This is a genomic window from Lysobacter alkalisoli (assembly GCF_006547045.1).
Taxonomy (GTDB): Bacteria; Pseudomonadota; Gammaproteobacteria; order Xanthomonadales; family Xanthomonadaceae; genus Marilutibacter; species Marilutibacter alkalisoli.
Window position 1 is genome coordinate 630,001 of record NZ_CP041242.1, and the last position, 14,775, is coordinate 644,775.

Sequence of the window (14,775 nt, forward strand, 5' to 3'; positions counted from 1 at the left end):
GGACCATCCTCCAAGGCTAAATACTCCTGACCGACCGATAGTGAACCAGTACCGTGAGGGAAAGGCGAAAAGAACCCTGGTGAAGGGAGTGAAATAGACCCTGAAACCGTGTGCGTACAAGCAGTAGGAGCCCTTCGGGGTGACTGCGTACCTTTTGTATAATGGGTCAGCGACTTATTGTTCGTGGCAAGCTTAACCGTATAGGGGAGGCGAAGGGAAACCGAGTCTGAATAGGGCGCATAGTCGCGGGCAATAGACCCGAAACCGGGTGATCTAGTCATGCCCAGGGTGAAGGTTGAGTAACATCAACTGGAGGCCCGAACCCACTCCCGTTGCAAAGGTAGGGGATGAGGTGTGATTAGGAGTGAAAAGCTAATCGAACCCGGAGATAGCTGGTTCTCCTCGAAAGCTATTTAGGTAGCGCCTCATGTGAATCTTCCTGGGGGTAGAGCACTGTTATGGCTAGGGGGTCATCGCGACTTACCAAACCATGGCAAACTCCGAATACCAGGACAGACTGCATGGGAGACACACGGCGGGTGCTAACGTCCGTCGTGAAAAGGGAAACAACCCAGACCCACAGCTAAGGTCCCCAATTTTGTGCTAAGTGGAAAACCATGTGGAAAGGCACAGACAGCCAGGAGGTTGGCTTAGAAGCAGCCACCCTTTAAAGAAAGCGTAATAGCTCACTGGTCGAGTCGGTCTGCGGGGAAGATTTAACGGGGCTAAGCACAGAACCGAAGCTTGGGGTGCATCACTTTGGTGATGCGCGGTAGAGGAGCGTTCCGTAAGCCGTTGAAGGTGGATCGAGAGGTCTGCTGGAGGTATCGGAAGTGCGAATGCTGACATGAGTAACGATAATGCGGGTGAAAAGCCCGCACGCCGAAAGCCCAAGGTTTCCTTGCGCAACGTTAATCGGCGCAGGGTGAGTCGGCCCCTAAGGCGAGGCAGAAATGCGTAGTCGATGGGAAGCTGGTTAATATTCCAGCACCTCGCGTAAGTGCGATGGAGGGACGGAGAAGGCTAGGTCTACCGGGCGTTGGTTGTCCCGGGGAAAGGCGGTAGGTGTGGGTCTTAGGCAAATCCGGGACCCTTTAACACCGAGCACCGAGACGAGCTCATTAGAGCGAAGTGATTGATGCCACGCTTCCAGGAAAAGCTCCTAAGCTTCAGCTTACGCAGACCGTACCGTAAACCGACACAGGTGGGCAGGATGAGAATTCTCAGGCGCTTGAGAGAACTCGGGTGAAGGAACTAGGCAACATGGCACCGTAACTTCGGGAGAAGGTGCACCCCTGCTGGTGGCTCGTGCGAGCTATAGCTGGCGGGGGTCGCAGTGACCAGGCCGCTGCGACTGTTTATCAAAAACACAGCACTCTGCAAACACGAAAGTGGACGTATAGGGTGTGACGCCTGCCCGGTGCCGGAAGGTTAATTGATGGGGTCAGCCGCAAGGCGAAGCTCTTGATCGAAGCCCCGGTAAACGGCGGCCGTAACTATAACGGTCCTAAGGTAGCGAAATTCCTTGTCGGGTAAGTTCCGACCTGCACGAATGGCGTAACGACAGCGGCGCTGTCTCCACCCGAGACTCAGTGAAATTGAAATCGCTGTGAAGATGCAGCGTTCCCGTGGCAAGACGGAAAGACCCCGTGAACCTTTACTATAGCTTTACACTGAACGTTGAGTTCGTCTGTGTAGGATAGGTGGGAGGCTTTGAAACCATGACGCCAGTTGTGGTGGAGCCATCCTTGAAATACCACCCTGTCGTGCTTGACGTTCTAACCTGGGCCCGTAATCCGGGTCGGGGACCGTGTATGGTGGGTAGTTTGACTGGGGCGGTCTCCTCCCAAAGAGTAACGGAGGAGCACGAAGGTACGCTCAGCGCGGTCGGACATCGCGCACTGTGTGCAAAGGCATAAGCGTGCTTGACTGCAAGATCGACGGATCAAGCAGGTACGAAAGTAGGTCTTAGTGATCCGGTGGTTCTGTATGGAAGGGCCATCGCTCAACGGATAAAAGGTACTCCGGGGATAACAGGCTGATACCGCCCAAGAGTTCATATCGACGGCGGTGTTTGGCACCTCGATGTCGGCTCATCACATCCTGGGGCTGTAGTCGGTCCCAAGGGTATGGCTGTTCGCCATTTAAAGTGGTACGCGAGCTGGGTTCAGAACGTCGTGAGACAGTTCGGTCCCTATCTGCCATGGGCGTTGGAGATTTGAGAGGGGCTGCTCCTAGTACGAGAGGACCGGAGTGGACGAACCTCTGGTGTTCCGGTTGTCACGCCAGTGGCACTGCCGGGTAGCTATGTTCGGAAGCGATAACCGCTGAAAGCATCTAAGCGGGAAGCGCGCCTCAAGATGAGATCTCCCGGGACACAAGTCCCCTAAAGGAACCATGAAGACTACGTGGTTGATAGGTCAGGTGTGTAAGCGCAGCAATGCGTTGAGCTAACTGATACTAATGATCCGTGCGGCTTGACCATATAACCTCAAGTGGCTTTTTTGTTTGCGCGTCCATTCGCGAATGTCCCGCACATCCCTGTGCGGACTCTTCAAAAAAGTGCTTTATCCTCGACGATACGTCGATGGCATTCATCTCACACTCGCTACTTCCCACCCCATGCAAGCTGGACGCAAGGTACTTCTGTCTCCCTGCGCCGCTTCACCAGCTTGTTCAGCGACCATAGCGCTGTGGTACCACCCGATCCCATTCCGAACTCGGAAGTGAAACGCAGCTGCGCCGATGGTAGTGTGGCCTAAGCCATGCAAGAGTAGGTCATCGCTGAACATTTACACCGAAGGCCGCCCCCTCATCAGGGGCGGCCTTCTTCTTTTGCGCCAATCAAAAATACCCAGCCGCCATCGTAAGCGTCCCCGTCAAGCAGACACCGCAACAGCAGGACCTCCGGCGGCTCGATTTCGGCGCTCGACGGACGTCGGGTCGCCCAAAGAGATTCTTCTCCCAATTGAGAAGGAACTCGCCTTCGACGAAGGCGTTGGCGTAGACGCCGCTGCCTGCGTTCGATCGCCGGTTTCGCCGTTACCTGGCTGTCCCGACGCGACCTGCCAGCCTTGACGGCGAATGTCCCCCGGCCGCCGCCCGTGGCGGCGGCGGCCTCCTTGATTTCGCCGTCAAGGCCGGCAGGCCTCGTCGGATCGCGCGGTCAAGCTGGAACGCGAAGCCGTCCTCCCCGGGATTCCCTGTCTGGAACCACCGGCCATGTCGGAACGCGGGGGCAAAGGCCCTTGGGTGCGAAATCAAGGAGGAGGCGCCGGCCAGGGCCCGTGCCGGGGGACATTCGCATCCAAGGGCCTTTGCCCCCCGCGCCCCGGTCATCCAACAGACCCGGCGCTTTCCCCTCGATTGGGCGAAGAATCAAAAAAGAGCCCCGGACTTGCCCGTGGTCGCCGCCGAAGCTGAGCTTGCTGTCGGGCCGGATGTGGGCGAGCAGGTCGTCCATGTCACGCCGCGCGACGATGCTTGCGAATTCCCGTTTGAGCGCTTGCAGTGTCGGCGAAAGCTGCCTGACGGGAGGCACGAAGACCGGATCAAGGGCTACCGGCGGCGCGCCCGTGCCGGTACCGGCGGCGAGCGCCAGCACGATTCCGCACGCGATGACGGAAGCGTGCCGGCGCATCGTGGTTCTACAGTACCAGCGGAGGTTCGCCGCCGACGATCACCACGTCGGCGGGGCGGCGGGCGAACAGGCCGACGCTGACCACGCCGGGGATCTGGTTGATCGCCTGCTCGATGCCGACCGGGTCGGTGATCGACAGGTTGTGGATGTCGAGCACCCAGTTGCCGTTGTCGGTGACCACCGGCGCGCCTTCCGAGTTCTGCCGCCAGACCGGCTGGCCGCCGGTGAGGGCGAGGATCTGGCGTGCGGCCAGGCTGCGGGCCATCGGGATGACCTCGACTGGCAGCGGAAACTTGCCGAGCACATCGACGCGCTTGCTCGGGTCGACGATGCAGACGAACTTTTCGCTGGCCTCGGCGATGATCTTTTCGCGGGTCAGCGCGGCACCGCCACCCTTGATCAGGCGCTTGTGAGGGTCGCATTCGTCGGCACCATCGACGTACAGCGACAGCGAGCCGGTGGCATTGAGGTCGAGTACCTCGATGCCGTGGCCGCGCAGGAGTTCGGTGCTCCGCTCGGAGCTGGACACCGTGGCCTGGATGCGGTCCTTGATGCGGGCGAGGGCGTCGATGAAGTAGGCGACGGTGGAGCCGGTGCCGACGCCGACGATCATGCCGTCCTCGACGTATTCGATGGCTTTTTCGGCGGCCAGACGTTTGGATTCGGACATGGGTGATACGGCCAGGGCTGGAGACTAGGAGTTGGGGGTGAAAAGCAGGGTCGTGGCCATGCTTGGGTCGAGGGAGCTGATCATTCGAGGGAGAGCAGGTGCTTCCACTGCGCGGCGGTGACCGGAAACACCGACAGGCGATTGCCGCGGCGGACCAGGGGGAATTCCTCCCCGAGACGGTCGGCATGCTGCTTGATCTCGTCGAGGGGAATCGTGCGTCCGAGCTTGCGTTCGAAGGCGACGTCGACCAGTTGCCAGCGCGGCTCCTCGCGCGTGCTTTTCGGATCGTAGTAGTCGGACATCGGGTCGAACTGGGTTTCGTCCGGGTAGGCGTGACTGGCAACCGAGGCGACGCCGACGATGCCGGGCACGGCGCAGTTCGAGTGGTAGAACAGGATGCCGTCGCCAACCTTCATGCCATCGCGCATGAAATTGCGTGCCTGGTAGTTGCGCACGCCGTTCCACGGTTCGATGCCGACCCGTTCGAGGTCATCGATCGAGAAGGCGTTGGGTTCGGATTTCATCAGCCAGTAGCGGCGGCGTGCAGTCGTCGAGCGTGCGGTCATCGTGCTTGGTCGTGTCAGGTCCCGGTACGGAAATCGTGGGTCGCCGACTCGGTGCAGACAGCGTCGAGAGGCACGTCCCAGGGTTCGGCTTCCAGCGTATCGCAACGCTGCAGTTCGAACGCGGCACCGACCAGCCAGGGCGGGCCCGGGCGGTCGCGACGGAATTCGAGGCTGCGATCGTACCAGCCACCGCCCATGCCCAGCCGCTGGCCGGTCGCGCCGAAACCGACCAGTGGCAGTATCACCAGTGCCATATCGACAGCATCGAGCAGGGCAGAAGTGGGGATGTCAGGTTCGGGGATGCCGAAGCGATTGGGCACCAGTGGGGCATCCGGGCGCCATGGGGCGAAACGCAGGCGGCGATCTTCACCCAGCACCGGCAGACAGTAGGTACAGGTAGCCGGCAGTCGCAGTTGCCAGGGATGAAGGTCGATCTCACCATCGTTGGCCCAGTAGCCGGCAACGTGGCCCGAGCGGGGAGCGAAGGGCAGGTCGAGCAGGCGGTCGGCTAGCCGCTCGGCCGCGCTCACGCGGGCGGCGGCGGACAGGGCACGGCGGCGCATGCGCAGGTCCTCGCGGAGCTGGCGGCGCTGGGCTGCGTGGAAGGGAGGGTCGGACTCTGGGTTCATCCGGAGCGGTTCCCGCCGGCTTGCCGATAAAGAAAAGAAGCCTCAAGCCCGGGAGACGGGCCGAATACGCGAACAGCGCCACTGGGGCGCTGCGCGCGGAAATCTAGAAGTCCTCCGCCAATGGCGATGCGTACGAAACGACCTTGAACCCGGGGTTCAAGTGGGGACGCCTGGAGGCCGTCGGGCTTTCCGCTGCATGGCGGACTTGCACTCCGGGTCTTCGTAGCGCCCCCGCGGTCGCGATTAAGGGACAAGGCGAATGTTTGCGTACGCCGTCGTTCACAGCAGAGGACGTGGACGGAGTATAGCGCGGCGGAAGCGACCGACGAGTCCGCTCGTCGGTAGGGACGAGGGAAAGCGTTCATGAAAAACGATTCAGCCGGCGCTGTCGTCGAACAGACCGTCAAGCCTGCGGTTGAGCTCGGTCAGGGTGCGCGAGAGTTCGCGGCCGACGCGGTCGTCGTCGCTACGCTGCTGCTGCAGTTCGTGGGCGAGATTGAGCGCGGCAAGCACCGCCACGCGGTCGAGCGCGGCCATGCGGTTGCTGCCGCGGACCTCGCGCATCTTGCCGTCGAGCAGCTTGGCGGCGGCAAGCAGGTTGTCGCGCTCGTCGGGTTCGCAGCCCACGGTGTACTCACGGTCGAGCAGGCGGATGCTGACCGGGGTGTTGGGGCGTGTCATCAGGTGTGCTGCTCCAAAGACTTAAGGCGCGCGATCATCGCCTCGACCCGGATCCGGGCTTGCTCGTTCTTGGCCAGCAGGGCCGAGCGTTCGCCGACCAGCTGCTCCTGCTGCTGGCGAAGGCTGCGGTTCTCCTCGGCCTGGCGACGGGCACGATCGGCGAGCTGCTCGACGCGGGTCGCCAGAGCCTGCAGCTGGGCAAGGAGTTCGGCATGGTCCATTGCGGCACGATAGGCAGCGCCATGCGTGCGGTCAAGCGGTATGGCGCGGCGGTGCATGTGCCGTGGGAGCATCGTCACGAGACGGCCACCGGCGCAGGAACGCCGCGCAGGCCGAGGCATCGAGCGGTCGCGACAGCCAGTAGCCCTGGATCTCGTCGCAGCCGTTATCGAGCAGGAAGCGCATCTGGGCCTCGTCTTCGACGCCTTCGGCAACCACGGTCAGGCCCAGCGAGTGGGCCATGGTGATGACGGTGCTGGTGATGGCGGCATCGTCGGAGTCGTGGCCGAGGTCGTCGATGAACTCCTTGTCGATCTTGAGCGAGGTGATCGGCAGGCGCTTGAGGTAGGACAGCGACGAGTAGCCGGTGCCGAAGTCGTCCACCGCCAGCTTCACGCCCAGCATGCGCAGGGCGCCGAGGGTGGCCGCACCCTGTTCGGCGTTGGCCATGATCACGCTCTCTGTCAGTTCCAGTTCGAGCTGTGCGGGCGGGATGCCGGTGTCCTGCAGCGCGCGCGCGACCACCCTGGGCAGGTTGCCCCGCAGCAGCTGAAGTGCCGAGACGTTGACCGCCATGGTGATGTCGGTATGGCCCTGGTGGCGCCATTGCATCAGCCGCATGCAGGCCTCGCGCAATGCCCATTCGCCGATCTCCAGGATCAGGCCAGTTTCTTCGGCCAGCGGGATGAACTGTGCGGGCGGGATCAAGCCGTGCTCTTCGCTGTGCCAGCGCAGCAGCGCCTCGACGCCGGTGATGCGTTGCTCGCGCAGCGAGAGCTGGGGCTGGTAGACCAGTTGCAGTTCGCCGCGGTCGAGCACCCTGCGCAGTGCGGCGGTGATGGTGGCGCGGCGCCGGATTTCCACGTCCATGGTGTCGTGGTAGCGCATCCAGGTGCGGCGTCCGGCGGCCTTGGCCTGGTACATCGCGGTGTCGGCGTGCTTGAGCAGATCGGTCGGGACCCGGGCATGGTCCGGGTACACGGCGATGCCGATCGATGGAGAAATCGAGACGTCGTGGCGTTCGTCGAAGTCGAGTGCGGTTTCGAACGCCTCCAGCAGTTCGGATGCGACCTGCTCGGCCTGCTCGATGCTGTCCAGGTCCTCCAGCACCACGGTGAACTCGTCGCCACCAAGGCGGGCGACGGTATGGTCGGGGCCGACGGTCTGTTGCAGGCGATTGGCGGCGGCGCGCAGGATGCGGTCTCCGGCGGCATGGCCGAGCGAGTCGTTGATGTCCTTGAAGCGGTCCAGGTCGAGGAACAGGATTGCGATCCTGCGGTTGTTGCGGCGGGCGCGGACGATCGCCCGCGACAACCGTTCCGACAACAGGGCTCGGTTGGGCAGGTTGGTGAGGGTGTCGTAGTTGGCGAGGTAGCGCAGTTCCTGCTCGGCGCGCTTCTGGTCGGTGATGTCGGCCAGCACCGCCACGTAGTGGCCGATCCTGCCCCCGGCTTCGCGCACCGCCGTACATTGCAGAGAACACAGGAACTCTTTGCCGTCCTTGCGCTGCTGCCACAGCTCGCCGGACCAGTGCCCATTGTGCTCGAGTTCGTCCTGCAGCTCCCGATAGAACTCGGGCAGGTGTCGCGGGCTGTCGAGCAGGTTGGTCGGTTGGCCGATGACCTCGTCGGCGCCGTAGCCGGTCATGCGCTCGAACGCCGGGTTGATCGAAATGAAGTTGAATTCGCAATCGAACACCGCGACCGCCTCGGCCATGCTGCGCAGGACCTCGCTGGCGATGCGGCGTTCGCGCTCGGCGCTGCGGCTGCGGGTGATGTCGCGGGCGGTGCCCGCCACGCGCACCGCCCGGCCCTGGGCATCGCGTTCGACCACGCGGCCGCGGGCACGCATCCATGCCCAGCCGCCTTCGGGCGTGCGCGAGCGATGTTCGGACAGGAACAGTGCGGTGTCGCCGCGCAGATGGCGGCGGAGCTGTTCGGCAACTTGCTTGAGATCGTCGGCATGCACCTCGTGGGTGGTGTTGACCTGGGTGTGGGTGGTGATCTGCGGGGCGTTGCCGTCGGCATCGTGGACGCGCATCCAGTGCAGTTGTCCGCGGCCCAGGTCGTAGTCCCAGAACTGTTCACCGGAGGCCCACAGCGCCAGTTTGAGGCGTTCTTCGCGTTCGCGCAGTTGCTGTAGCCAGCCCTGTTCGCGGCGGTGGTTGCGACGCCAGCGCCAGCCTGCGACCAAGGCGGTGCCAAGGCCTATCAGGGCGGCCATGCCGAGGGTCAGCGGGTGGCGCCACAGCGGCGGCGCCACGTGGACCGGCAGTTGCAGCTCGGTCGAGTTCCAGACTCCGTCGCGATTGGTGGCCTGGGCGCGGAAAGTGTACTGGCCGGGCGGCAGCCGGGTGTAGGTGATGTCGGCCTGGTCGCCATTGTCGATCCAGCTGCGATCGAATCCGTCCATGCGATAGCGGTAACGCAGCGCTGCGGTGGGTGCGTAGTCGAGCGCCCCGATGCGCAGACGCAGCATATCGGTGCCGCCCGGCACCCGCAGCGCCTGCGGCTGCCACAGGATGGTGCCGTCGTCTGCCGCCTGGGTGCCGATGCGGGTGGACAACAGTCGCAGCGGCGGGGTGTAAGCCGAGTCGAGGATGCGGTCGGGGGCGAACACGTTGAGGCCGCGAACGCCGCCAAAGACCAGCCGGCCATCGCGAAGGCGGGTGGAGGCGCCGCCGTTGAACTCCAGATCCTGCAGGCCATCGGCCAGGCCGTAGTGGCGGGTGTGGCCGCTGGCCGGGTCGAAGCGCAGCATGCCGGTGTCGCTGCCGATCCAGAGTTGTCCGTCCTCGTCTTCCTCGATCGAGAACACCATCGGGACCGGCTGATCGGCCAGGCGGGCGGTGAGCGGGTGATCGAAGCGGACCGTGCCGTTCAACGCATCGCCATCTCCTTCGACGACCCGGCTCAGGCCGGAGCGGGTGCCCACCCAGACCGTTCCGTTGCGATCCAGGCGCAACGCGCGGACCAGGTTGCCGGAAAGACTGTCAGGCGCGTCCACTCCATGATGGAAGTGGCGCAGGCGCCCATTTCCGGGATCGAGCAGGGCCAGCCCGTCGCCGGTACCGAACCAGATCCGGCCGTTGCGGTCTTCCAGCAACGCGTGCACGGTGCGGCCGGGCAGGTGACGTCCAGCGTCGTTGTCGGGGCGCCTGCCGCCGCGAGGGGCGTAGTGGACGATGCGGCCGCCGTCGCGCGGCACGTGCAAGGCGCCGATGTTGGAGGTGCCCAGCCAGAGGTCGCCGCGACTGTCGATCAGCATACTGCGCAGCGGCGTGCCTGCGTAGTCGCCGAGCGGATGGAGTTCGAGTTCGTCCGCGGTCGGATCGAAGCGGACCAGTCCCATGCTGGTCGCCAGCCACATGCGGCCATGGCCCGCGTCGGCGATGGCCAGCACGCGCACCGGCGCAGTGTCGGCCGGGAACAACGTCGCCAGTCGATCGCTCCATTCCTCGAAGTCGTCGGCGTGTGGGTCGTAGCGCCAGAACCGGTTGTTGTCCGTGGCGATCCAGTAGTCGCCGTCGGGGTCTTCGTGGATGGCGCGGACGCTGTTGCTCGCGGTAATGCTGTAGCGGTCCTGCCGGTCGAGGTTATAGATGTAGCGGAACCGGCTGCCGCGCGGGTCGGTGATCGCAACGCCGCGGAACGAGCCGCCGATCCACAGCATTCCGCCGCGGTCGACCATCAGGGTATTGATGCCGCTTTCGGGCAGGCTGTCCCGGATCATCGGCTCTTCCTGCACGTGCTGGAATGTGCCGCTGTCCGGGTCCAGTCGGATCAGGCCGTTGTCATTGATCGCAAGCCACAGGTGGTGGTCGGGGGCCTCGACGATGGCCTGGATCGGTGCCGGTGCGTCGAACGCCTCGTCGGTGTCCGGCCAGACGCGCTGATGCTCACGACCGTCTCCAGCCAACCGGTAGAGGCCGTCCGTGCGGCCGATCAGCAATTGTCCTTCATGATCGATGGCCAGACTCAGGACCGGTTCGGCCGGCCCGACCCGTTCCACGACATCGGATGCCGTCACCTTGAACAGGCCGAGCGAGGTGGCATGCCAGACCGTGCCGCCACGGTCGGCCACCAGGGTCTGGCGGCCCTGGCGCTGTGGTGGCGGCGCGTCGAAGGCCAGCACCCGGGTCCGCGTACCGGTGGCCGGTTCGAGCCACTCCAGCCCCTCGCCGGTGGCCACCCACAATCGCCCGGGGCGTGCCAGCAGCGCATTGACCCGGCGCGGGCGGTGTCCGGCACCGACGGTCGATGCGAAGCGCTGGATCTGGCCGCTGTCCAGGTCCAGCCGGGCCACATACTCGGAATTGGAGCCGATCCACAAGCTGTGCTCGCCGGATACCGCCAGCGCGGTAATGCTGCTGTCGGGAAGGCTGGCCGGATCGCGGGGGTCGTGCCGGAACAACTGATAACGGTCGCCGTCGTAGCGGTGGAGTCCGCCCTGGGTACCCACCCAGATGAAGCCCTGCGGGTCTTCGACCAACGCCTGCACGGTGGCCTGCGCCAGCCCGTGTTCGCTGCCCAGCGAAGTGAAATAGTGGTCGCGGATGGCGGCACCTGCCATCGGACAGGCCAGCCACAATGCCGCGCCGGCCAGCCATGCCATGCACAGTCGCCCGCGCAGGCCGTTGGCGATCCGGGCTGTAGGCGAGTGGACCGGGTCGGGGAGCGACCGTCGGGGCATCGGTGCGGGATCCTGTCGGGTCCGGTCAGTGTAGGCAGGCCGTGGCTGGTGCGCCAATTTTCGCGCTACCGAGCGGCAGGCCGCCCACCGGGTGGCCGGGACCATACACGGATGACGTTTCACCCGGGATCGCCGCGCAGGACAAAGGCTGCCCCGGGCCGCGGGGCGGGAGCCGGATGGAGACTTTGAGCGGGCTCTTAGTACACTTCTCGCTGGCCCTGCAGAATCACGAGTCGCCCGTGTCGGTTTTTCCAGAACAATTGCCAGCTCTCAACGAGGTCGATGCCGAGGCCCGCCACCTGTCGCTGGCGGTGTCGGGCTCGGAGCTGCATGGCAGCCTGTGCGGCTGGCTGGCTGGTGGTGGGGCACTGAAGCCTGACTGGCTTTCGCGGCTGCTGCTCGATGACAGTCTGCCTGCCCCCGAGAAGGGCTCCGTGTTAGATCGCCTGGCCCGCGCCACCGAAACCCAGCTTGGCGACCGCGGCTTCGGCTTCGAGCTGCTGCTGCCCGACTCGGATGCCAACCTGGCCGAGCGCAGCGGCGCGCTGTTCGACTGGTGCCGCGGCTTCATCGGCGCGTTCGGCATGGCCACTGGTGCCGAGTCCTCTTTGTCCGAGGAGGGCCGGGAAGCATTGGCCGACCTGGCCCGCCTTGCCGCCGCCCAGGCGCAGGAGGACGGCGACGATTCCGACGAGGAAGCGCTGGTCGAGATCGAGGAGTTCGTGCGGGTGGCCACGCTGCTGCTGCACGGCGACTGCGTGCTGGCGGCGCAGCACCGGCAGCGGTTGAACTGACGCACTGGCCTGTCGATGCAGAAGCCCCTGAGTATTCCCAACAAGAACCACGTACGTCGGCGCAGGCAACTGATGCGCATGGCGGGCGAGGATGCGATCCTGGTGCTGCCGGCCGCCGCCGAGCGCATCCGCAGCCGCGATACCCACTACCCGTATCGACAGGACTCTGACCTCCAGTATCTGACCGGCTTTCCCGAGCCCGAGGCGGTGCTGGTATTGGTGCCGGGCCGCCGCCACGGCGAGGCGCTGCTGTTCTGCCGCGAACGCGACCCCGAGCGCGAGGGCTGGGATGGTCCGCGTCATGGCCCGGAGGGCGCGGTGGAGGCCTTCGACTTCGACGATGCCTATCCGATTGGCGACCTCGACGACATCCTGCCCGGCCTGCTGGAAGGACGTACCCGCGTCTACTACCACTTCGGTCGCGACCAGGAGTTCGACCTCAAACTGATCGGCTGGGTCAACCGGGTGCGCGCGCAGGTGCGGCATGGCGCGCAGCCCCCGCACGAGTTCCTCGAACTCGGCCACCTGCTCGACGAGATGCGGCTGTTCAAGGACCGCGACGAACTGCGGCTGATGCAACGCGCCGCCGACATCAGTGTGCGTGCGCACGAAGCGGCAATGCGCGCGGTGCGCCCCGGCATGCACGAGTACCAACTGCAGGCGGAGCTGGAGCGGGTGTTTCGCAGCCACGACGCCGAGCCGGCCTACGGCAGCATCGTCGGTGCCGGTGCCAATGCCTGTGTGCTGCACTACGTCGCCAACAAGGGCCCGATATGCGACGGCGACCTGGTGTTGATCGATGCCGGCGCCGAGTACCGGGGTTATGCAGCGGACATCACCCGCACTTTCCCCGCCAACGGCCGCTTCACGAAGGAGCAGCGCCTGCTGCACGACCTGGTGGGTGATGCGCAAGCCGCGGCGCTGGCCCAGGCCCGGCCCGGCGTGCCGTATGAAGCCGGCCACGAAGCTGCGGTGGAAACCCTGACCGAGGGTTTGCTGCGACTCGGCCTGCTCAAGGGCAGCCTTCGAAAGAACATCGCCGATGGCAGCTACAAGCGCTACTACCGGCACAAGACCGGACACTGGATCGGCCTGGACGTGCACGACGTCGGCGAATACCGCATCGACGGCGAATCGCGCCTGCTCGAGCCGGGGATGGTGTTCACCATCGAACCCGGCCTTTACGTTTCACCCGACGACACCCACGTGGCGGCGAAATGGCGCGGCATCGGCATCCGCACCGAGGACGACGTGCTGGTCACGAAGGACGGGCACAAGGTGCTCACCGATGGCCTGGCGCGCAGCGCGGACGAGATCGAGGCGCTGATGGAGGCGCGCTGACTGCACCGGAGTCGGACCCGTAGCCCGGGTAAGGCGAAGCCGCACTCGGGAACCGGTGAGTCCATCCGCCCAATCCGGGCAGGTTTTGCCACCTTCGTCCCGGGTGCGGCTCCGCCTTACCCGGGCTACGAAGCTCCGGCTGGCGTATTCCCAGCCGGCGCAGCGATCAGGCGGCGGCTGCAAATGCCTCGCGGGTCAGGTTCTCCGGCTCGCCGTCGGTGCATACCACATCATCCTCGATGCGGATGCCGCCGTAGGGCTTCAACGCCTCGACCTTGTCCCAGTTCACCGCGTCGGCGTGACCATTCTTCTTCACTTCGTCGAGCAGCATGTCGATGAAGTAGATCCCCGGCTCGATGGTGACCGCCATGCCCGGTTCCAGCATCCGGGTCAGGCGCAGGTAGGGGTGGCCAGCGGGTTTGTCGATGCTGCCGCCGCTGTCGCTGGCGGCGAATCCGGCCACGTCGTGCACCTGCAGGCCGATGCCATGGCCGATGCCGTGTGGGAAGAACGCGCTGCTGACCCCGGTCTCCAGCGCCGTCTCCGGCGACACCTTCAACACGCCCGCGTCGCGCAGGATGCCGGCCAGCGCGAGGTGGGCGTCGATATGGATCCGTTTGTAGTCTGTGCCGGCGCGGACCTGGTCGCACATCTTCCGCTGCGCGGCGTCGACGGCGTCGATCAATGCCTGGAATTCGCCGCCGGTGTCGGTGGCATAGCTGCGGGTGATGTCGCTGGCGTAGCCGGCATGGCTGGCGCCGGCGTCGATCAGGAAGCTGCGGATGTCCTTCGGCGGCAGCCGGTCGCGCTCGGTGTAGTGCAGGATCGCGCCGTGCTCGTTGAGGGCGACGATGTTGCTGTAGGGCAGGTCGTTGGCGTCCTGGCGCGCGGCCTGGCAGTAGGCCAGGTGGATGCCGAATTCGCTGGCGCCGGCGCGGAAGGCGCGCTCGGCAGCGCGGTGCGCATGCACGCCGGTGCGGTTGGCCTCGCGCATCATCTCCACTTCGTACGGCGTCTTGAACGAGCGGTGGTAGTGCAGGTAGTCGAGCACCGGGGCCGGGTTGTTGGGCTTGTAGGCGCCGTACTTGCCAAGCGAGCTTTGCGGCTCACCGAGGATCGCGCAGCGCGTGGAGTTCTTCGGCAGGTGCTGCTGCGCATCGTTGGCATCGCGGATGATCTTGATGTCGAAATGCTCGACCCAATGGCCGTCCGGTGCTTCCGGCACCACGTGCCAGTAGTCGTGTGGCTGCAGGTATACGAGTTTCGGCTTGTGGCCCGGCGTGAATACCAGCCAACTGCCGGGGTTGCGGGTCAGCGGAGCCCAGGCCTTGAAGTGCGGGTTGACCGCATAGGGGTAGTCGCGGTCGTCGAAAGCCTGGTAGTGCAGGGTGCCGCTGGGCACGAGCAGATGGTCGAATCCACCCCGTTCCAATGCAGCGGTCGCGCGCTGCTGAACGATGTCGAGGTGCTGACGGTATAAGATCGACGGACTGGTCGCGGGCATGGAGGATGTCTCTTGGGAAAGCCAAGGGATTCTGACGGA

The 14,775-nt window shown here is 64.8% G+C and carries 9 protein-coding genes, 2 rRNA genes and 1 other RNA gene (1 of these 12 only partly in view); 4 read left to right on the plus strand and 8 right to left on the minus strand.

The features are described from left to right. Together FKV23_RS02745 and rrf are read left to right on the plus strand one after the other, a co-directional pair. Positions 1 to 2,485: ribosomal RNA gene (locus tag FKV23_RS02745) — 23S ribosomal RNA — on the plus strand (it extends 395 nt beyond the left edge of the window). 190 nt (positions 2,486 to 2,675) lie between these two features. Further along, positions 2,676 to 2,790 (plus strand): 5S ribosomal RNA (gene rrf, locus FKV23_RS02750). Positions 2,791 to 3,647: 857 nt separating this feature from the next. Here the strand turns inward: rrf and rpiA are convergent. From rpiA to FKV23_RS02785, 7 genes are all read right to left on the minus strand, one after another. Next, on the minus strand, positions 3,648 to 4,310 hold the full coding sequence (rpiA, locus tag FKV23_RS02755; protein WP_141622484.1) for a ribose-5-phosphate isomerase RpiA: 663 nt from the start codon (positions 4,308 to 4,310) through the stop codon (positions 3,648 to 3,650). 80 nt (positions 4,311 to 4,390) lie between these two features. Beyond that, entirely contained in the window at positions 4,391 to 4,876 is a 486-nt protein-coding gene (locus FKV23_RS02760) for an EVE domain-containing protein (protein WP_141622485.1), read from the minus strand. 14 nt (positions 4,877 to 4,890) lie between these two features. Then, the gene (locus FKV23_RS02765) at positions 4,891 to 5,505 is read right to left on the minus strand and encodes a 5-formyltetrahydrofolate cyclo-ligase (protein ID WP_141622486.1); all 615 of its coding nucleotides are present in this window, start codon (positions 5,503 to 5,505) and stop codon (positions 4,891 to 4,893) included. A 107-nt stretch (positions 5,506 to 5,612) separates the two neighbouring features. Beyond that, positions 5,613 to 5,799: non-coding RNA, 6S RNA (gene ssrS, locus FKV23_RS02770), on the minus strand. An 81-nt stretch (positions 5,800 to 5,880) separates the two neighbouring features. Further along, entirely contained in the window at positions 5,881 to 6,186 is a 306-nt protein-coding gene (locus tag FKV23_RS02775) for a cell division protein ZapA (protein ID WP_141622487.1), read from the minus strand. Beyond that, positions 6,186 to 6,407: a TIGR02449 family protein gene (locus FKV23_RS02780; protein WP_141622488.1), complete on the minus strand. Its 222-nt coding sequence runs from the start codon at positions 6,405 to 6,407 to the stop codon at positions 6,186 to 6,188. Before FKV23_RS02780 ends, FKV23_RS02775 begins: the two co-directional genes overlap by 1 nt. A 31-nt stretch (positions 6,408 to 6,438) precedes the next feature. Then, positions 6,439 to 11,097 (minus strand): EAL domain-containing protein, encoded by a 4,659-nt coding sequence (locus FKV23_RS02785; RefSeq protein WP_167284916.1) that lies wholly within the window; start codon positions 11,095 to 11,097, stop codon positions 6,439 to 6,441. 239 nt (positions 11,098 to 11,336) lie between these two features. Between FKV23_RS02785 and FKV23_RS02790 the strand changes: the two genes are divergently transcribed. After that, positions 11,337 to 11,891: a UPF0149 family protein gene (locus FKV23_RS02790; RefSeq protein WP_244244077.1), complete on the plus strand. Its 555-nt coding sequence runs from the start codon at positions 11,337 to 11,339 to the stop codon at positions 11,889 to 11,891. Between the two features lie 15 nt (positions 11,892 to 11,906). Beyond that, the gene (locus FKV23_RS02795) at positions 11,907 to 13,232 is read left to right on the plus strand and encodes an aminopeptidase P N-terminal domain-containing protein (protein ID WP_141622491.1); all 1,326 of its coding nucleotides are present in this window, start codon (positions 11,907 to 11,909) and stop codon (positions 13,230 to 13,232) included. 166 nt (positions 13,233 to 13,398) lie between these two features. Here the strand turns inward: FKV23_RS02795 and pepQ are convergent, their stop codons facing one another. Further along, on the minus strand, positions 13,399 to 14,736 hold the full coding sequence (pepQ, locus tag FKV23_RS02800; RefSeq protein ID WP_141622492.1) for a Xaa-Pro dipeptidase: 1,338 nt from the start codon (positions 14,734 to 14,736) through the stop codon (positions 13,399 to 13,401). Positions 14,737 to 14,775 lie beyond the last annotated feature (39 nt).